The 18,328-nt window shown below is 66.8% G+C and carries 17 protein-coding genes; 5 read left to right on the top strand and 12 right to left on the bottom strand.

All coding sequences use genetic code 11. The annotated features are described in order from the left end of the window. The first annotated feature begins 87 nt into the window (after positions 1–87). A complete protein-coding gene (locus ACQHI0_RS08160) occupies positions 88–1,317 on the top strand; it encodes a PucR family transcriptional regulator (protein ID WP_427907317.1) in 1,230 nt (409 codons plus the stop codon). A gap of 65 nt (positions 1,318–1,382) precedes the next feature. On the opposite strand, the gene ACQHI0_RS08155 is transcribed toward ACQHI0_RS08160, so the two are convergent. Continuing rightward, positions 1,383–2,540 (bottom strand): PucR family transcriptional regulator, encoded by a 1,158-nt coding sequence (locus ACQHI0_RS08155; protein WP_427907316.1) that lies wholly within the window; start codon positions 2,538–2,540, stop codon positions 1,383–1,385. Between the two features lie 538 nt (positions 2,541–3,078). Here ACQHI0_RS08155 and ACQHI0_RS08150 point away from each other — a divergent pair. Continuing rightward, on the top strand, positions 3,079–3,879 hold the full coding sequence (locus ACQHI0_RS08150) for an adenylate/guanylate cyclase domain-containing protein (RefSeq protein ID WP_427909112.1): 801 nt from the start codon (positions 3,079–3,081) through the stop codon (positions 3,877–3,879). A 5-nt stretch (positions 3,880–3,884) separates the two neighbouring features. Here ACQHI0_RS08150 and ACQHI0_RS08145 read toward each other — a convergent pair whose 3' ends face one another. Further along, positions 3,885–5,138, bottom strand: a complete 1,254-nt coding sequence (locus ACQHI0_RS08145; RefSeq protein ID WP_427907315.1) for a PucR family transcriptional regulator — start codon at positions 5,136–5,138, stop codon at positions 3,885–3,887. 248 nt (positions 5,139–5,386) lie between these two features. After that, the gene (locus ACQHI0_RS08140) at positions 5,387–6,001 is read right to left on the bottom strand and encodes an LppU/SCO3897 family protein (protein WP_427907314.1); all 615 of its coding nucleotides are present in this window, start codon (positions 5,999–6,001) and stop codon (positions 5,387–5,389) included. A gap of 297 nt (positions 6,002–6,298) precedes the next feature. On the opposite strand from ACQHI0_RS08140, the gene ACQHI0_RS08135 reads away from it, so the two are divergent. Beyond that, complete coding sequence (locus ACQHI0_RS08135; RefSeq protein WP_427907313.1) at positions 6,299–6,907, top strand: hypothetical protein; 609 nt, start codon at positions 6,299–6,301, stop codon at positions 6,905–6,907. A gap of 39 nt (positions 6,908–6,946) precedes the next feature. Here the strand turns inward: ACQHI0_RS08135 and ACQHI0_RS08130 are convergent, their stop codons facing one another. The 4 genes from ACQHI0_RS08130 to ACQHI0_RS08115 all read right to left on the bottom strand — a co-directional run bounded on the left by ACQHI0_RS08130 (position 6,947) and on the right by ACQHI0_RS08115 (position 10,918). Next, on the bottom strand, positions 6,947–7,909 hold the full coding sequence (locus tag ACQHI0_RS08130) for an ABC transporter substrate-binding protein (RefSeq protein ID WP_427907312.1): 963 nt from the start codon (positions 7,907–7,909) through the stop codon (positions 6,947–6,949). A 27-nt stretch (positions 7,910–7,936) separates the two neighbouring features. Next, positions 7,937–8,695 carry an ABC transporter ATP-binding protein gene (locus ACQHI0_RS08125; protein ID WP_427907311.1) on the bottom strand — a complete coding sequence of 253 codons (759 nt, stop codon included), beginning with the start codon at positions 8,693–8,695 and terminating at the stop codon, positions 7,937–7,939. A gap of 1 nt (position 8,696) precedes the next feature. Next, positions 8,697–9,554: an ABC transporter permease gene (locus ACQHI0_RS08120; protein WP_427907310.1), complete on the bottom strand. Its 858-nt coding sequence runs from the start codon at positions 9,552–9,554 to the stop codon at positions 8,697–8,699. Between the two features lie 77 nt (positions 9,555–9,631). After that, positions 9,632–10,918 (bottom strand): aryl-sulfate sulfotransferase, encoded by a 1,287-nt coding sequence (locus ACQHI0_RS08115; protein ID WP_427907309.1) that lies wholly within the window; start codon positions 10,916–10,918, stop codon positions 9,632–9,634. A 157-nt stretch (positions 10,919–11,075) separates the two neighbouring features. On the opposite strand from ACQHI0_RS08115, the gene ACQHI0_RS08110 reads away from it, so the two are divergent. Further along, positions 11,076–12,110 (top strand): LacI family DNA-binding transcriptional regulator, encoded by a 1,035-nt coding sequence (locus ACQHI0_RS08110; RefSeq protein ID WP_427907308.1) that lies wholly within the window; start codon positions 11,076–11,078, stop codon positions 12,108–12,110. Between the two features lie 219 nt (positions 12,111–12,329). Further along, a complete protein-coding gene (locus tag ACQHI0_RS08105; RefSeq protein WP_427907307.1) occupies positions 12,330–13,703 on the top strand; it encodes a cutinase family protein in 1,374 nt (457 codons plus the stop codon). A gap of 73 nt (positions 13,704–13,776) precedes the next feature. Here ACQHI0_RS08105 and ACQHI0_RS08100 read toward each other — a convergent pair whose 3' ends face one another. From ACQHI0_RS08100 to ACQHI0_RS08080, 5 genes are all read right to left on the bottom strand, one after another. Next, positions 13,777–13,992 (bottom strand): helix-turn-helix domain-containing protein, encoded by a 216-nt coding sequence (locus ACQHI0_RS08100; protein WP_427907306.1) that lies wholly within the window; start codon positions 13,990–13,992, stop codon positions 13,777–13,779. Between the two features lie 199 nt (positions 13,993–14,191). Then, positions 14,192–15,166, bottom strand: a complete 975-nt coding sequence (locus ACQHI0_RS08095) for a helix-turn-helix domain-containing protein (RefSeq protein WP_427907305.1) — start codon at positions 15,164–15,166, stop codon at positions 14,192–14,194. A gap of 172 nt (positions 15,167–15,338) precedes the next feature. After that, complete coding sequence (locus ACQHI0_RS08090) at positions 15,339–15,971, bottom strand: GNAT family N-acetyltransferase (protein ID WP_427907304.1); 633 nt, start codon at positions 15,969–15,971, stop codon at positions 15,339–15,341. Then, positions 15,968–17,146 (bottom strand): ThiF family adenylyltransferase, encoded by a 1,179-nt coding sequence (locus ACQHI0_RS08085; RefSeq protein ID WP_427907303.1) that lies wholly within the window; start codon positions 17,144–17,146, stop codon positions 15,968–15,970. The genes ACQHI0_RS08090 and ACQHI0_RS08085 overlap by 4 nt, the downstream gene beginning before the upstream one ends. 334 nt (positions 17,147–17,480) lie before the next feature. Beyond that, positions 17,481–18,275, bottom strand: a complete 795-nt coding sequence (locus tag ACQHI0_RS08080; protein WP_427907302.1) for an IclR family transcriptional regulator — start codon at positions 18,273–18,275, stop codon at positions 17,481–17,483. Positions 18,276–18,328: the final 53 nt, after the last annotated feature.

Here is an 18,328-nt window from a genome sequence, read left to right as displayed (position 1 = left end):
AGGCTGTAGACCGCACGATCGGGTTCGCGGGCTCCATTCAGGAGCGACGTTGCGGACAAACCCCGACCGGCGCGAAAGGAGTCCACGATGACGATCGACCTGGACAGCTCGTCGACGCGGTGGCCGTTACCTGATTCGGCGAGCCTCACCGGTCAGCTCATCAGCCACTTCATCGACAATGTATCCACCTGCGATACCCAGCTGGGCGACGCGATCTCCGGCGACATCAGCACGGTGACGAGGAAGTGTCTGGAAATCGGCGACGGCGTCACCGCAGGCCGCAATGTGTCCGGGCAGCTGCGCTGGTTCTCGGCGGCCGCGGCGGGATGGGCCCGCGACGGTGTACCGATCGATACCGTCTTGCGCGCCTTCTACGAAGCGCTGCGAGCGAGCGTGGACGTGATGTGCGCCCCCGACGCGGCCTACGACCGCGACGCACTGATCGACAGACTCCGCATGACCATGGCGATTTCGAACCTCATGTCCACCACGATGATCACTGCCTATCTGCGCGAGTATCGCGGGGTGGTCAGCGAACACCTCACCGCGGCGCGCGCCCTGACCACGGCCCTCCTGACGGGCCGAACCACCGCGCCCATGGCGCGCGACTACGGCATCACTGTCGCCGACACCTATAGCGTGTTGGCACTGTCGATCCCCGGAGCCGATCACGATCGGCCTTTGGACACGGCGATCGTCGTACGGCGAAGGCTCCGAAGAGTTCTCACCGCACTCGCACAGCATCGCGACGACGCTCTCGCCATGCTGTCGATCGGCGGCGGGACGGTCCTGATCCCCGGCGACACTACCGATGACACCCGACCCGACCGTCTGATCGAGGTGCTCTCACGCGCCGCCCGCGTCGACATCTCAGCGACCCTGATCACCGCGGCCACCGACGATATTCCGGATGCCGCGCAGCGCGCTCATGAACTTCTCGACGTCGTCGGGCGGCTCGGCTACGCCCCGCGACTCTATCGATTCGAAGACCTGGCGCTCGAATACCAGCTCACCCGGCCCGGACCCGGCCTGACCGAGCTCGGCGAGCAACTCACGCCGCTGGATCCCCATCCCGATCTACACCGGACACTGCAGGTCCTCATCGCCAATGACATGAACCGCCGGCGCACCGCCCGGATCCTGCACATCCACGCGAACACGGTCAGCTACCGGCTCCACCGAATCGCCGACTTGACCGGACTCGATGCCACGCACGCCGCGGATATGTGGCAACTGAAGTCAGCCGTGATCGCACGGGCATTCACGACGGCGGCAAGTTCGGCAATCACCGCGGTGCCCGTGCCGCAGCGCCGGTAGGGCGGCCGGCTCCCGGTAACGGTCTCCGCTTACCGCAGGCCTCGGCACGGCCGCTGCCGCGCCGATCAGCAAGCCCGCGCGGCGGGTGCGGTCTGATCAGGTTCGCCGCTGTCCGCCGAATCCCGCTCGCTGACACCGGCCATGCGGGCCACGAGCGCCGAACGCAGGCGCCAGATCCCGTCCGAGTGCGTCGGGTCGAACCCGGTGATCTCCGCGATCTTGGTCAGCCGATAGTCGACAGTGTTGGGGTGAACGTGCAGAAGGTGCGCTGTGCGCAGGCGCGTACAGCGGGTCGCGAGATAGGTCTTCAACGTCTCCAGCAGAATCGGATGCGGCTCGAGCGGGTCCAACATCGCGGCCAGATGGCGGCCCGCCGCGCCCGGCCTGGACAGTTGATACTCCAGCGACAGGTCCTCGAAGCGCTCCAGCCCGTCGCGGCGCAGGCGACCCATGAGGTCGAGTACCGCGTGCACGCGCTCGACCGCTTCGGGAATTCCGGCGCCTCGCGCCGACACGAAGGTGGCGCGAACCCGGGTCCGCGCCGCGGCGACAAGGTGCTCGACGAACCGTTGCGCCCCTGCGGGATCGAAGTGATCCGGTGGAATCAGCAGGGTCGCCGTGCCGGCTCCCATCTGCATCAACGCATGATCACCGCACCGGTGCGACACCTCGGCTCTGACCCGGCGAACTGTTCGAGGGGAGACGATCTGGCGCGACTCCCCCTCGGCATGGTGCGGCACGAACGCCACGGCGAAGACGAAGTACTTCTCGGCCAGCCGCACCCCGCAGGCACGGGCCATGGCCGGTGTCGCCTTCCCTGCCATCAGGGCCGCGGCCAGAGCGTCGGCGCCCGCCGCGCGCGTTTCACTCGAGTACGCCTGCGCGATCACGGTGGCGAGCCTGCTGGTCAGCTCGAAGAACGCTCGCGTCACTTCGGCCACGGCCACGCGGTCCGCGGCGGACTCGGCCCGCGCGAGGAGATGGTCGAACACCATCCGCGTGCCGGCGCGCACCGCCTTGTGCATCGAGTCGACGGGGACGCCCTCGCGTGCCCATTCCGTCACGCCGAAGCGCACATCGGCCAGCGGCTTCGTGGTGTCCGCGCCCGTGAGCAGTCCGGCGGTCAAATCCAGGCATGCCTTCACCAGCACGGTGACATCGCGACGCAGGTCGGCTAGCGGGACGCGGCCGGACAGTTCGCTGTCGACGATGAATCGGCTCATAATCCTGCCCGAAATCGTTGACGCCGCAGGGAGATCGCCGACCATCGGCCGACCTGGCATCGTCACGATCGGGGCCGGCAGGACGCTGTTCGGCATGCGCGAATACCCACTTTCCGGTGTTTTGCGCTCTATCGTGCGTTCTCAGCACCTCGCGTTCCAATGGCGTTTCGCACCCGAATGGAAGTTTCGCTGTGCAATGTGCACCAGCGGCCGTCCGCCAGGCGCGTCACCTGTACACCGAAATTCGGCGCGAGCGAGGCCGTGACTCCGGCGGACGCGGGCCCGGCACCTCCGCTCAGATCCGCGTCGAGGCTGGAGGGTAGCGCCATTTCGGCTGGACCTCGGCCTCGAACGACGAAGTAGGCACAGTCCGCCGACAGCAACGAGGCACCTCGCCGCACGATCACCAATCCGCATGCACCGAAACATACCGCTCGGAATTCGGGTGAACGACTGTGTACTATTTTGCCGTGAACAGCTCGGGCGCGCAGCCGCTACAGGGTTCGACCAGCTACGCTACTCCGCCGGGGTTCCTCCGGTGACCACCGTCGTGATCACCGTGCTCGCGATCATCGCCGCCGGTGAAGCCATCGGCCTGATCACCCTGTCGATCCTGTTGGTGCGCAGTCGGCGTAAACGGCGAGCACCGCTGCGGGCGACGACCACACAGCGGTTGATGGTGGGCGGCCGCGAAGCGGTGCGAACCGCGTGGCAGGCCGCGGATCTGGTGCGTGCCAAAGGTTTTCGCGCTGCGGTGCTGACCTCCATCGAAGACCTCGCGGGCTGGGCGCGGGTCGAGCGTCCCGATCTGGCCAGGCTGGCACCGGACGGCAACGTCGTGATCATGTTCTCCGACATCGAACAATCGACCGCGCTCAACGAACACCTGGGCGACCGTGCCTGGGTCAAACTACTCGACCGCCACCACCGCCTGGTCGAGCGATGCGTGCAGGCCCACAGCGGCCATGTGGTGAAGAACCAGGGCGACGGCTACATGATCGCCTTCGCCGCGCCGGAGCGGGCGGTCGACTGCGGCCTCGCCATCCAGGCAGCACTACGCAAGGACGCCGAATCATCGCGGGACGGAACAGATTTCAAGGTCCGGATCGGCATCCACATGGGGACCTCCGTCCGCCGGGGTGACGATCTGTTCGGACGCAATGTCGCCATGGCCGCGCGCGTCACCGCGCAGGCCGAGGGTGGCGAAGTCCTGCTCAGCGAGCAGGTGCTGGAGTCGATCGGAAGCCCGGCGAATCTCACCATCGGGACCGGTCGCGACGCGACCCTCAAGGGCCTGCGCGGCACTCACCGCCTCACCCCGGTCTGCGCTGCGCGGTAATTCGCTCACGTCGGCCGCGGTGCGCTCTGCCGCCAGAACAGTGCGTCCAGCGCGACGGCGATGTGCACGCTGTTCTCCGCCAGCGGGCGGGGCAGCAGCTCGTCGGCGCGGGCCAGCCTGCGCAAGATCGTATTCCGGTGGGTGAACAGGCGCGCCGCAGCGCGCGTGGCGTTGCACTGCTCGTTGATGTAGGCGAGCACCGATTCCCGCAGTTCGCTGTCGGCGTGTTCCAGCTCGCCGAGCGTGTATTTGATGAAACGGTCTGCCTGAGCGCCGTTTTCGGTGATCAGCGAGGTCAATTGCACTTCGCTGAAAGTGACCGTCCGCCGGGTGCTGTGCGGGCGGGCGAGGATTCGGTGCGCGGCCTGGGCGTCGAGGTGACTCGTCCGGAAACCCGCGAGGTTTCGGCCAGTCGAACCGATGGCGATCCGCACGCCGGGGATATGGTCCAAAGCTTCGGCCAGCGCCGCGGTGTCGGGCGGGGTGGGGCCGGGCACCCAGACCCACAGGGTAGCCGCGCTGGCGAGCAGACTCAGCGCCGTCGCCGCACCGGCGGCCTGGGCGAGCGCCCTGGTCACCCGGTGCGGTTCCTCGAGTTCGGCACCGGGAACGTCACTCCAGGCGATGGCGGCGGTATGGGTCGTGTCGAGCCGATATCCGAGCTGGGCCGCCGCACGCTCGATATTGATGGGTTCGCCCTCGAGAATGAGCGAGATCATTTCCCGCCGTTCGGCATACGAGCCGTGGGCGAGCTCGTCGCGCTCGTGTTCGATGACCTCGGTGATCGCCTCGATGGTGCCGTCGACGAATCCGGCGATCGAGGCGGCGGTGACCTCGAAGACCTCTTGCAGCTCGAACGGGTCGGGCGTCAGGATGAAGATGATCGTCATCCACCGCCGCCATACGACGTCTTGACCCACGCGGTAGGCCTGCAGCGCGGCCTCGTTCATGCCGCGGCGGACCAGGTCGCGCACGATGGCGATCTGGTCGGCGCCGAGGTTGATCGGCACCGGCATGCCCGGATCGGCCACGTTGGCCGAGGCCCAGTGCAGCAGGTTGCCCCGATTGACGCGCCGCACCGCCTCCGCCAGCAACGGATCCCCGGCGATGGCACGCAGGCTGGTTTTCCGGAGCGTGGCGTCATAGAGCTCGTCGAGCCACTCCTCCGGCGCGTTCATCGCGATCTCGGCACCTTGGCGGATCACTTCACGCGCGCGGTCGGACAGGCGTCGATCGAACAGACCATCACCAGCATGCACCGCCTGATTATGCAACCTTCGATCTGAGTCCCATGCCGAGTTGGCGGTCAACCGACAGTGGAGGCGCGCTCGACCAGGTGGGGGCGGTAGCAAATGTGTTCCGACGCCCCCTTCCCGGCTTCCGCAGCCCCGATCAGCAGGTCGACGGCGGCGGCGCCGATCTCGGCACGCTGGGGAGCGGGCGGTGGTCTGCCTCGACACCGGACATAGTGATCTGGTCAACAGCGACCGACTTCCGATCGGGCCGGTCAGCGGGTGCTGACGCAGACCACGTAGCGGCGCTGGTCGTAGACGACACCGCGGTCGCCGATCGTGCAGACGTTCACATCCGTGGTGTCGTGCCGGACCTCGAGGACGCGGACCCGACCTGGGACGTCGGCGGCGCAGTCGACGTGTCCGACCGCGTCACCCGCCAGGTCGAGGCATTCACCGACGGTCCAGTCGATATCCAGGCAGACGGTCTCGTCCACGCCGCCCGGCAGTGTCCGATGGTGCGCGAGGTCGACGTCGCTCGGGCACTGACTGCCCACCGACGCCAATTCCGTCACCTTGTAGCGGGAGTTGACGTCGCCGCACGCGACCTGCCGAATATCGGCCGCATGCACATCCACACAATCGCCCGCACTCAGTTCCACCCACGGAATCTGCGTCGCGGACTTTGTCAATGTGGACGCGACACCGCCGGAAAGCTCGGTAATAGTTCCCAGCGGTTGAGTAGTCGAAACCTCGGTCGGCAAAGTTCTTGCGGCAGAGGCGTTATCGGGCCCGCCGGGCTCGCGCTCCGCGAACCCCACAAAGACGGAAAGCGCTAGGTAGAACGCGCCTGCCAGGGCGAACACCGCTCCCGTCGCCACGCCGACCACAGCTAGAGTTCTCCGACGCACCATCTGTTGTCCTACTCATCCGCTGGACATCCCCGACCGGCGTCCCACTCGCCTGACAGTTCTTACACGGCCGCACACGAATGTGTCGAATTGTGAATCCGCGCATTTTAACAATGAGAAATACTGGTCTGCCGCCCAATTCGGGACGGTTCACCGACAACCGGAAAAGGGTGCTATTGTCTGCCCGATCTCACTGGCGGACAACATGGTTCGTGCCCGAGCAAAGGCACGCCGTTCGGCCGCGCAATTGTTCGTGATGCGTAAAGGAAATACCTGATGAAACTCGGTTACCTCCCTGCTGCCACGCTCCTCGTCGGCGCCACCGTCTGGATCACCGCGGGAACCGCCACCGCACAGCCGGTCGCACCGACCCCCGAGGCCACCACGTCCGGGGTCGACCAGTCCGTGCGCTACGAGGCCACCCTCACCGAGTTCTCCCGGGTGCTGACCACCACCGTCGCCGGCGGCACCTTCACCACCACCGACGACAACACCGCGGTGACCCTCGTCGCCGACTCCGGCGCCGTCGTCACCCGTATCCCGCTCGTCTACCAGATCTCCGGCAAGGAGATGCGGGTAGCGCAAACGATTTCCGACAACGGCCACCACCTCGTCCTCGCCCCGCAGCCGAGCGCCACCGCGGTCGGCGAGATGCAGGCCATCAGCCCGATGTCTCAGCTGACCAACGAGATCAACCGCAACGTGGTCGGCGTCGTCGCGGGCGGCCTGCTCGGCGGCCTCATCGGGACAGTCCTCGGCTTCGGTTTCCTCAGCATCATCACCGGCCCCGTCGGCCTGGTCCTCGGCGCGATCGCCGGCGGCTACGCCATGGGTGGCCAGCCCTTCCTCGACGCCGTCACCGCCGCCGTCAGTGGCCGGCCCTGACGTTCCCGTCCTCGCGGCTCGCGGGGACGGGAGCAGCTGCTATCCGTTCACCGGAAGGAAGCGGTTGTCGATCAGAGTCGCGTAGTCCGGCAGCGGGGTACCGGCCTTGATCTTGCCTTGGCTTTCGGCCCATCGCCCGAGCTCATCGAGCTTGCCCGGCAGCGCGGGCGGCAATTGCAGGGTGAAGTCGAACTGCGGAAGCACGGTACGCAGCAGGTCGGGGCGCAGCTGGGTGGCAGTGGAGACCGCCTCGACAGCGGGATCGGCGAGGGCTTTCAATTGCTCGCTCGCCTCGGCGAGTGCCGCGAAGAAGGCGGTCAGCGCACCCGCTTTCCGGGTGGCAGCGTCTTGCGTCGCGAGGTAGAGGCTGTGCTGGTTGTAGCTGCCGCCGGACAGTTCGACCGCGTCGGCGCCGAGCGCCGCGACAACCTGGGCCTGGTAGGGCTGGAAGATCGACACCGCGTCCACGTCGCCCCGGGTGGCCGCGGTGACCGTCGCCGAGGGTGCCACCTGAACGAGGTTCGCCTCGATATTGTTGTGCGACAACGTATTCGCGGCGAAGTAGGCAGCGCTCGTACCCAGCGGTGTGCCGATGGATTTGCCTGCCAGATCCGCGACATCGTTGATGCCTGCGCTGCGCCGGGCGATGATGCGCGAGCCCTCCCAGCGGGAGCCGTCACCGACGATGCGCAGCGACGGCGACCGGGTGAGCACCGCCGAGGTGGGCACGTCGGCGGCGGTGGCGATGTCGACCTGTCCGGCGGCGACTGCCTGCAGCGCTTCGACGCCGGAGGGAAAGTTGACGACTTCGACGTTGACGTTGTGCTTGTCGAACAACCCCACCCGGTCGGCGACGGGTATCTGAGCCCAGGACGGGTCGACGACGAAACCAACGGTGAGCGTGTCGGGATCGGCGCTGCCCGCTTCGCCGCAAGCGGTAGCGACCGAGAGGGCGAGAGCGGCAAGGGCCGCGGCGGCAGTGCGTCGGAGAGAGTTCTTCACGTGGGGTCCTAGCTCGAAAAGGTGGGGTCAGGCAATGGCGTGATCGATGCCGAGCTCGTGATGCAAAAGCTTGCGGATCTGGCTGTAGCCGGGCTGTTCGGCCAGTGCGTCCGAATGACGCGGCCGGGTCAAGGGATTGGCGATGTGGTCGACTAGGTGGCCGTCACGCAGCACGCTGACGGTGTCGGACAGCCGGATCGCTTCGTCGATGTCGTGGGTGACGAACACGACGGTGCGGTGGTATCTGGTCCACAGGTCGATGAGCAGGTCCTGCATCTTCAGCCGGGTCAGCGCGTCCAGTGCCGCGAACGGTTCGTCCATCAGCATCACGGTGGGCTCCCCGGCGAGCATGCGGGCGATGCTCACCCGCTGACGCATGCCGCCGGACAATTCGCTGGGGCGGCGTGCGCCGACGCCGTCGGGCAGCCCGACGACATCGAGGAGTTCGGCGACTCGCGCCGGTCGCGCCCTGGCTCGAACGCCCCGAGCGCGGAGGGTGAACTCGATGTTGTCGGCCACCGACATCCACGGAAACAGCACGTCACGCTGAAAAGCCATGCCGCGGCGTGGATCCGGTGCCAGTACCGGGGTGTCGTTGTCGGTCACCGTCCCGGCGGTGGGGGTGATGAGACCGGCAAGGCAGTGCAGCAGGGTCGACTTGCCGCTGCCCGAGGCGCCGACCAGCACGGTGAACGAGCCGTCGGGGATCGACATGCTGATCCCGTCGAGTGTCGGGGCGGGCTGTCCGGGGTAGTGAACGACGAGGTCGTTGGTGTGGATCGCCATCTCAGTGCTCCTTTTCCGACCATGTCGTCAGCGGCGCGGTGAGCGAGGCGATCGCCAGGTCGCAGACGGCGCCGATGATGCCGAGAACGATCAGGCACGCGATCACCCGGTCGGCTTGGGAGAACATCTGCGACTGATAGATGCGATAGCCGATTCCCTCGGTCGTTCCGGTCATTTCGGCGACGACGATGAGGACGAACGACATCGCGGCACCGACCCGCAGACCGGAGACGATGTCGGGAGCCGCCTCCGGCAACACGATCCTGAGCAGCGTCTGACGCCGCCCCGCGCCCAGGCACCGCGCCGCTTGCAGGTAGTCCTCAGGGGTGCCCGACAAGCCCGTGTGGCTGTTGATCCATACCGGCACGAAAACGCCGAGCGCGATCACCAGCGCCTTGCTGTCCTCGCCGAGCCCGAACCACAGGATCGCCAGCGGGACGAGTCCGATCGTGGGAATGGGCGAGAGCAATCGCAGGACCGGCTGCAGCAGTGCGCGACCGGTCGCGGTGTTCGCGGTCAGCACCGCGGCGGCGATGCCTGCCAGCGCGCCGATGACGAATCCCGTTGCGGCACGGCGCAAGCTGGCGGTGATGTCGTCGGCCAACATGCCGTCGAGCCACATGCTGCGCCCAGCTCGCCCGATCTCGGGCAGTGCCGGAAACAGCTCATCGGGGAACTGCCCGCCCGCCGCTACCAGCGACCACACCAGGGCGGCCAGACCGAGGCCGGCGATGGTGAACGTCAGTGCCTTCGCGCGCGCGATCCAGGCTGCTGCGCCGGGGTGGCGTGGACGCCGTGCGTTGCGTTTCGAGGTTGCCGGTGGATCGGGTGCTGTTTTGGTTCCCACGCTGGTTGTCACGTCGTCGTCCTTCCTTCGGTTCCATGTCGGTGTGAGCGGGCCACGGCGCCGCCCGCACCGACGGCGACGCGGTTCGGTCAGCTGGTGGTGGTGTCGGCCGGGACCCAGTCGAAGGGCACCGCCTGAGCCCGATACACCAACGGGGTCAACGTGAGTCGGTCGACTCCGGGCACGCGCGGTTCGCGAACCTCGGGCTCACCGGCGACTCCGTAGCCCTCGTACGGACTGTGGTATTCCCACACCACCGCGCCATCCGGCGTCACCTGGAAGAGCCGGCCCCGCATTCCCTCGGTGATGAGGGTGTTGCCGTTGGGCAGTCGCTGAGCGTTGCTGACGAAGGAACTGAAGAACGTCCACGACGGCCGCTCGGAGTCCTCGGCGGTGTACTGCCAGACGATCTGTTCGGTGGTCGGATCGATCTCGAGCACCCGCGATCCCGCGTAGATACCCAGCGGCGCAGGCGGATAGCCTGCACCGCCCTGATTGTCGAAGACCAGGATGTTGCCCGCGCCCGGCAGGCCGGGCGCGATCATGTGCGGATTGTGCTGGCCCGAGATCTGGTCGAGCGGGCGTGGCACCTTGTGGGCGTTGATGCGCTGATGCTGGGCGCCGGGGACAGCGTCGAAGTACGGGCCGAGCTTCCAGACGATCGCGCCGGATGCCTTGTCGACCAGGGCGACGATGTTGGCTTTGCGGAAGCTGACAACGATGTTGTCGGGTTGGAAGACCGTGTCGGGGTCCTCGGTGTGCCAGTGGTTGGGTCCCAGCGATTTCGCGCTGTTCATCTCCAGATAGCCCCACGGGTCTTCGGGGTCGCGGGCCGCGGTGGCGCGCAGTGCCTGCCACCCGAGTTCGGTGAAGCCGAACTCGTGCAGGTGATCACCGGCGAGCCACTGCCACACGATCGCACCGTCGGGATCGACCTCGAACAGTCCTTGATCGCCGACGGTGGCCGCGCCCAGATCGGGCACCACCCGCGCCACGGTGACCAGCAGCAGCCGGTTGCCGTTGGGCAGTAGCTCCCAGTCGTGATTCTGGCGTGCGGCGCCGCCGGGCGCCTCGCTCCCCCATTCCCACACCGTGTCCCCCGCCCAATTCAGTTGGCCGACAGTCCCGTTGGCGTAGATGCCGCCGCGGACGTCGCCGCTCTCGCTCAGCTGGACTCCGATATCGCCGATGCGACCGCCGTTGAGCGCCGGGTCGATGATCCGGGGCGGAACCCCCGGATGCGGCCATTCCCGAACAACGGTGCCCGCGAGGTCGATCAGGCGGGTGATCGAGTCGGCACCGGTGAACAGGACGTAGCTGTCGTAGGCGTTGCCGGGTTCGTGATGGGTGACTCCGCTGAGTCGTGCGTAGGACATGTCGTCTACTTCACCTGTCATATGTTGCGGCGCTGGGTCACGCTTGTAACGTGTCTAATCGATTAGCGTAATCAGGATTCGAGTGCCGGATAGGGTAGGAATCTGCATGAACGAAACCCGGACAACCTCGGATTCGGGCTGCGACACTGGAGCGAATGTGACCACGAAACGGCCCACTCTCGCTGACGTCGCGACGCTCGCCGGCGTCTCGACCGCCGCGGTGAGCTATGTCCTCAACGACGGGCCACGCCCGGTGTCGGATGCGTTGCGTACCAAGGTCCTCGCCGCCGCCGACGAGCTGCGCTATCGACCCGACCGCAACGCCCGAGCGCTGCGACGGCCGCGCAAGTGGCGTCAGCTCGGCATGCTGGTTCCCGACCTCACCTTGCCGTTGTACGCGGCACTCGCGGGGCGGCTCGAGATCGAGGCGCGCGCCCGCGATCACCTGACCATGATCGGCAACACCGGGTACGACCCCGACCGCGAACTCGAGTTCACCGCGGCGTTCACCGATGTCGGCATCGACGGACTGATCGTCGTCGGCGCGGTCAACACTCCCGAGATCAGCAAGGCCTGCCGCCGTGCCCGCGTGCCCGTCGCCTGGGTACACAGCCGACGAGGAACGGTCGACGCCCCGATGCCGCTCGTCTGCGCCGACCACGTCGCGGCGGGCGCGATCGCCACCGCCCACCTCGCCGAGGTCCACCACTGCCGTGACATCGCCTTCGTCGGCGGATTCACCGCGGCCGACGTCGAATACGGCGACCGGGAAACCGTCGCGCAGCGCCACGAGGGCTTCGCCTCGATCACCACCGCCGGCACCCTCATCCGCACAGACCTCACTCCCGAAGGCGCCTACCGGGCCGTCCGCGCGCATCTCAGCGCGGACGCCCCGGCACCGCACGGCATGGTCGTCGGCACGAACGCGCAGGCCGCGGCGACCATGCGAGCCGTCACCGACGCCGGACTGCGCGTTCCCGGCGACATCCGCATCGTCGGCTTCGACGGCGGCACAGCCCAGAATTTCGGACAGATCACCCTGACTTCGGCCCAGCAACCCATCGATACCATCGCCCACCGCGCGATCGGCGACGTTCTCGATCCAACACTCGATTCCGCGGCACACACCCCGATGCCGGTCACCCTCCACCGAGGCGAGTCCTGTGGGTGCCGCCCCGACAACGCCACCTAGCCGACGGCACCGCGCGTAACGCTTCAGGGAAAGCGATAGACCCGGCGTATGCCGGTTACCCACACGTCTCGCCCCCCGGCCGGTGATCTGAAATGAAACTGTGTCTGAAATTGTCGGCGAAACCGTCGCCGAGTGGCGAGAATTGGCCACGACGGTTCGGCGCGATTCAACAGCTGTCGCATCGTCACGAATCCCCTTCGGCAACAGAGGAATTGGACGATGAGCAGGTTGTCGAGATCCGCCGCGGCGATGTTGGTCGCCGCCGTCGTGGTAGTCGGGACTGCGGCGGCAGGCGTCGCGCGGGCGGAAATGCCTGGCGCGCGGCCCTGCACCCCCTATACGGCGATTTTCGCGCCGGGAACGTGGGAGACCACGCTGGACGCCGATCCGGGGGTGCCCGTCGGGATGCTCCGGCCCGTCGGCGATGGCCTGCGACAGGAGTTCGGCCGTGACATCACGGTTCTCTACGTCCCCTATGCCGCAAGCGCTTTCGACCTCGGTCTGAGCTACGCGGAGTCCCTGAACACCCTGGAATCCCGCTTGCACCACATGCTGCGTGGCCTGTGCAGCTCGACACGGGTCGTCCTCGCCGGCTACAGCCAGGGGGCGGATGGCATCGGCGATCTCGCCACCGAGATCGGCAACGGCGACGGTCCCATCGGTGCCGATCGAGTGGTCGGTGTCGGACTACTGGCCGATCCGCATCGCGATCCGAATACCACGCTCTCCCTGGGCAATCCGCAGCCCGGCCACGGTATAGCCGGAACGCGGAGCCAGGATTTCGGTGCGTTGACCGAGCGGGTGCGCACGCTGTGTGCCGACGGCGACCTGTACTGCTCCCTCGATGCCGCCACCTCTCCGTTTCTCGCCGTGCTGGGGCGGGTCCTGAGCGGTGATCCCGAACCGATCGCCAACGTCATCCCCGCCACGGTCGATCCCAGCAGCTTGATCGCTCAAGCCGTCACCATGGGCGCCGGCTGGACCGCCACCGCGGCGAACCTGCCTACCATTCTCGACAACCTGACCCGCCTCCCGGAATTCTTGGCGGCAGGTGACATTCGCGGTGCGCACCGGACCGCGAATGCCCTGAACGTTGCCCTGGCCCCCTTGGTCCAAGCCGCCGCGGGTGTAGACCGAGTCCTGGTCGCCCAGGTCATCCGCGCGGCCGCCGCCGTCGACCCCTCCGGTCGGACCGCAGGCGTCAGCGTGATCGCCGACGCCCTCATCGACATCGATCTTCTGAGCATCGCCGACAGGGTCGGCCGACTGCAGGAGATCCTGTGGCGTGCAGTCGAGTCCCTCGATCGCAACGACCCCATCGCCGCCGCCGCCGACCTGGCGACCTTCGCCGCCACCGGCGCCGACCTCACCGGCTCCGTGTTCGGCCCCATCGCCGCCGGCATCGGAGCCGATCTCCACGCCACCACCCGAACCCTGCTCAGCATCACCGACCCCGCTACCGTCGATGAGCTCGTCCAACTGGCCCGCCAAGGCGTTGACATGGCCAGCTTCTACGCCTCCGACGCGCACATCGACTACGGCGACGACGCCCACATTCTGCTGAGTTACCTGAGCTCCCAGGTCGTTTCGTAGCCTCGGGCGGCTCGGCGGACACTCGCCGTTGCGTCGGCTCGGTCTGGATCGCGCCGACGCAACGGCATTCAGCTCAGCACGACACCGCGTCGCCCACCGAGTTGTCGAGACGCACCCCTAGAACCCTCGACAATTCGCCGACATTGCCGGCGCTGGGTGTCACCACATCACGTTCCCAACGGCTGATCTGATTTCCGTCCGCAATTCCGATCCAGTCGGCCAACTCGGCCTGCGTGAATCCGGAGGCCATCCGCGCCGCCCGAATAGCTTTGCCGATCCTCGTGGACATGGTCTCCCCTCTCTGTCGATGCCCTCGGCACGGACCGCATCGGCGCGGTCGCCCGTCGGCGAACACTCCTGCTCCTGATGCGGTCTCGCGCAACCACATTCGAAAGATATCGGTGAATCGGCCCTCGAAGGAGGCTGTGACTGCACGGCAACTGACTGTGCACGCACAAACGTGCGTGCATTCGAGCGCGGAACCCCGGCTACTTCGGTGGGTTGGCCGCATCGGTGGCGCTGCGGCGCCAGTCACGTGGCGTCATACCGAATGCTTCGCGGAATCGCCGGGCGAAGTGGGCGGCGTCGCGGAAACCCACGGCACCGGCCACAGCGGCGACGGACCGGTGAGCGTAGCCCCGGTCGACCAGCATGTCGCGGGCCCGGACCAGGCGTTGTTCGATGATCCACTGCTCGAGACTGATACCCGACTGCGCGCACACCTTGTACAGGTGCCGGACCGAGATGTTGTTGGCGGCGGCGATAGCGGGCATCTTCAAGGTCGAGTCGGACAGGTGTGTCCGGACATACCCGAGGATCTGCTCGATCAGCAGTTGCTCCGGGATGGCCGCGCCGTCACCCGGCCCGCGCCCGGCCGCCGAGATCAGTAGTGCCCGAACCATTTCCAGGCACGACTCGCCCACGGAGGCGGCGGCCGGATCGGCTTCGAGCTGGTCGGCGATCCGGACGAGATGCTGGATCTGCGCCGTGACCATCGGATACAGCGGCGACGCCGCCAATCGCCCGTGCGCCGCGACGATCGTTTCCGCGGAAATGCCGAGGCGCTCTCTGGACAGCTGCAGGCACAGCGTTCCGCCGAGACCGTGCCAGCCGGAGGCGAATGTGGTGGCCAGGTCGATCACTTCGCAGGCACCTGGTTCGATCAGCGTTTGCGCACCGAACTGTTCGTGCCTGCGGACCTGTCCGTTCTGCACGGTCACCGTCAGAGTGTCGCTTGGCGTGGATCGCTCATGGCGGCTGGTGCGGCAGACCTGGTGACCGGATACCTCCGAGCGGGTGAGCGCGATCGGGCCGAGCATCCAGGCCTGGTGCCGACTGACCACTTCCGCCGGCGAGTCCCACATCTGCAGGTTCGCCCCGATATCGGCTTCCTGCAGGATTGCGGTGACCGCCTCCCGCCGGTCCGCCGGCGTGAAGTAGTCGGAGTCGATCAGCACTGCCATTGGTGATCTCCACTTCGGATCTCGCCGGCGGTGGAGTCCCTCCCGTCGCCGGCCACTGCGCGTTTCGGGTGGTGGCAATTCAGGCAAAGGTGATTACGTGGGGCCTGTAGTCGGCGATGCTATCGCGCCGTGGCCCGCCTGGAGCCCGATTCGGGAGGGTTGCCCACCGACTTCACCGACCTGCGGTGGCGTGTTCCCTTGCCGCAGTAGGCCGCAACGCGAGGACTCGACGTTCGGCAGCTGTCGCCGTCGCCGCCCATTCCGGCTGCACAGCCGCGTAGGTGCACACGTCGCGCCACCTGCCCTGGGTTCGGTACAGCTGTCGCAGCCGTGCCTCCGGCGTCAAGCCCACTCCCGACATCACTGTGTCCATCACCGGATGATCGTGCCGATGCCCCGCCCATACCCGGTGAATCCCGAGCGGCCCGAAGGCGAATGCCGCCATGAGCCGTCCCGCCTCGATACCACCCGCCCGCAGCGCCCCCTCCGGAACCACGACCAGACCGCCGATCATCGCGTTGCTGCCGAAATCCTCCACCAGCAGGCCGATGGTGCCGACCATGGTGTCGTCATCCGGTGCTGTGATCGCCAGCGTGAACTTGCGCCGCGGACTCTCGTCGCGCGAGCGCAGCGCGGCGTCGAACGACGCCGCGGCCGCCCGGACGCCCATGCTGTCGGTACCCATGAATCGGGTCAAGCGCGGGTCGGTGAAGATCCGCTGGTAGACGTCCAGATCACCGGCACGCAGATCACGCAACCGCAGCCGCGTGCCGACCAGTTCCACATTGCGCAGGTCGATCGTCAACGGACTTCCTCCATCGCCCGCACGAATTCCGGAGCCATTCGTGGACCCAGCGCGGGTATGAGTTCGTCGAGGTCGATATAGGTTCGCCCCGACGGGATCAGCTCGCCGAGCAGGATCCGGCGAGCCGTGTCCGCCACCAATGCGCCACCGAGCATCACCCCGGAGGCGAGTTGCGGCCAGCTGGACAGGCTCCGGCCGACCTCACCGAGGGCGTCGCGCATCGCCGGGCTCAACCGCGGCTCATCGACGACTGCCAGCAGAAGCGACAGCAGCTCACCCCGGTTCATCCTCGCGACATCGGGCGAGCTCGACCCGCCGGTGCGGCCGTGGAACAGCGGGCGATGGGGTTCGAGATCGAAACGCTCCACATCCAGTAGGCCGCGATCGTTGGCGTCCATCAGTACCGGAATCCCTCGGCGCCGCGCGAACTCACGGGCAGCGACTTTCGCCCACATCGTGTCGCATTCCTCCACCAGTAGATCCAGCGGCCGGGTGCCGCCCACCCCATCGAAGAACGGCCCGATCGACTCCTCGGTCAACCCGTCCAGGAACACCTCGATGTCGAGATAGGGGTCGATCTCGAACATCTGACGCGCCGCCAGCACAGCTTTGGAGACCCCGAGATCACCCATCCCCGCCCGCAGCCGGTTCAGATTCGACAGCCCGACGGTGTCGAAATCGGCCAATCGGAACGATCCGCCGACCCCTTCCATCGCCAGCGTCACAGCCGCACTGTTGCCCACCGACAGCCCGACCACACCGATCCGCCGCTCGCGCAGGTCTCGCTGCTGCGCCCGGTCGATCTTGTTACGATTGCGATCGGTTCGCACCCGCTGAAAATGCTCGCGCGCCAGCACATGCACCAACCGGCCGTTCCACGGATAGAAGACCCAGGTTCCCCATCGCCACAACGGAGTCTCGCCACAGATCCGACGACGCGACGCTGCCAGCGAATCCGCCGAATGCGGGACGGCGGGGTCCTCGCAGCGGATCAGTTCGTCGAGCTGTTCTTCGATGGTGTCGTGCACCGCACTGACAGAGCTCGACGCTGCCAGCGCTTCCAGATCACCCAGTCCTTCCGGTCTCGATGCATCGAGCAGCACGGGACGGAAATCCGATGTTGCAGCGCCGGGCGTGAGTACCGCCGGACGCGGAACCGAGCGATGCGAAACCATGTGTGCGCAAACCTCCGAACCTCATGGGGCGAACGGACACCGCTCGCCCCCGTCGACCAGGACGCGCAAAGGATACAGACAGCACACCTTCAGCAAACTCACCTCCGGTCCACCGGCATGGCGTAACCAAACCTCCGCCAAACTGGGACTATGCCAACGCGAGTCGGCGTTACAGCAGACCCGTTCTATGCCGTATTCCCAGTCTCGCAATAATTCCGCAAGCACTGCTTACCGGGAGTGCACCGACGCGGGCGGCAAGCTCGAGTAGCCCACCGTCACGACGTGCCGAGGTCGGTGGCTACTCCGCATCGCCCTGCTGCTCCTCACAACCTGATCAGCCTCGCGGTAGCGCTTGCATGATCCGCGTGATCCGCGACCCGGCGTCACACACCTTTTCGATCATCTCGGCCAGGGCGTCCCCTTCGAACTCCTCGGCCCGGCCCCCGACGCTGATGGACGCGACAACCGATCCGTCCTTCCCCAGGATCGGCGCTCCCACCGCCGCGACCCCGGGCAGGTAGTCGGAATTGCTCAGCGAATAGCCGGCCTTCTCGATCCCGTCCAGGTGCTCGACGAGTCGGGCCACATCCGTGATGGTCCGGTCGGTGATCGCGGGCAGATCCGCCGTGATCCACCTGTCCCGCAACATCTTCGAGTGAGCGAGCATGACAACCGGCCCCGCCGCGGCGTGGTACGGCATCACCGAGCCGATATTGATCCCGGCGACGACCAGGGAGTTGCGTCCTTCGAGCAGATCGATGCAGACCGCACCCTGTTCCGCGGGCACCATCAGGTAGGCCGTGTTCCCGAAGGCGTCGGCCAACTCGGCCATGAACGGCCTTGCCGCAGAACGGATATCGAGTTTCGACAGCGCGGCGGAACCGATTTCGAACACCGGCATCGCGATTCGGTAAGCACCTTCCGCGGTGCGATCCACCCAGCCCGCGTGGATCAGCGTGGCCATCAGGCGATACACCGTCGTCTTGTTCATCCCGCTGGCCGAAGTGAGTTCGTTCAAAGTCCAGACGGGCCGATCCGCACCGAATTTCTCGAGCAGGGCGCAGGCCTTGAGGACGGCGCCGACGACGTCGCGACCTCCTGCTGCTTCGGGCTCGATGGGCACAGCCACTGCTACTCACTCACTTTCGTTGGTCCGGCGATCGGCGTTGCCACCATATGAGC

Source organism: Nocardia sp. FBN12 (assembly GCF_050320175.1).
In the GTDB taxonomy this organism is placed as follows: Bacteria; Actinomycetota; Actinomycetes; order Mycobacteriales; family Mycobacteriaceae; genus Nocardia.
The sequence above is the reverse complement of the archived record's forward strand: the minus strand, read 5'-3'. Positions and strand labels throughout refer to the sequence as shown.

What these genes read in the sequence shown, in the direction of transcription:
- ACQHI0_RS08160 (WP_427907317.1), top strand. Translation starts at nt 88, where the DNA reads ATGACGATCGACCTGGACAGCTCGTCGACGCGGTGGCCGTTACCTGAT.
- ACQHI0_RS08155 (WP_427907316.1), bottom strand. Translation starts at nt 2,540, where the DNA reads ATGAGCCGATTCATCGTCGACAGCGAACTGTCCGGCCGCGTCCCGCTA.
- ACQHI0_RS08135 (WP_427907313.1), top strand. Translation starts at nt 6,299, where the DNA reads ATGAAACTCGGTTACCTCCCTGCTGCCACGCTCCTCGTCGGCGCCACC.
- ACQHI0_RS08125 (WP_427907311.1), bottom strand. Translation starts at nt 8,695, where the DNA reads ATGGCGATCCACACCAACGACCTCGTCGTTCACTACCCCGGACAGCCC.
- ACQHI0_RS08115 (WP_427907309.1), bottom strand. Translation starts at nt 10,918, where the DNA reads ATGTCCTACGCACGACTCAGCGGAGTCACCCATCACGAACCCGGCAAC.
- ACQHI0_RS08105 (WP_427907307.1), top strand. Translation starts at nt 12,330, where the DNA reads ATGAGCAGGTTGTCGAGATCCGCCGCGGCGATGTTGGTCGCCGCCGTC.
- ACQHI0_RS08100 (WP_427907306.1), bottom strand. Translation starts at nt 13,992, where the DNA reads ATGTCCACGAGGATCGGCAAAGCTATTCGGGCGGCGCGGATGGCCTCC.
- ACQHI0_RS08095 (WP_427907305.1), bottom strand. Translation starts at nt 15,166, where the DNA reads ATGGCAGTGCTGATCGACTCCGACTACTTCACGCCGGCGGACCGGCGG.
- ACQHI0_RS08085 (WP_427907303.1), bottom strand. Translation starts at nt 17,146, where the DNA reads ATGGTTTCGCATCGCTCGGTTCCGCGTCCGGCGGTACTCACGCCCGGC.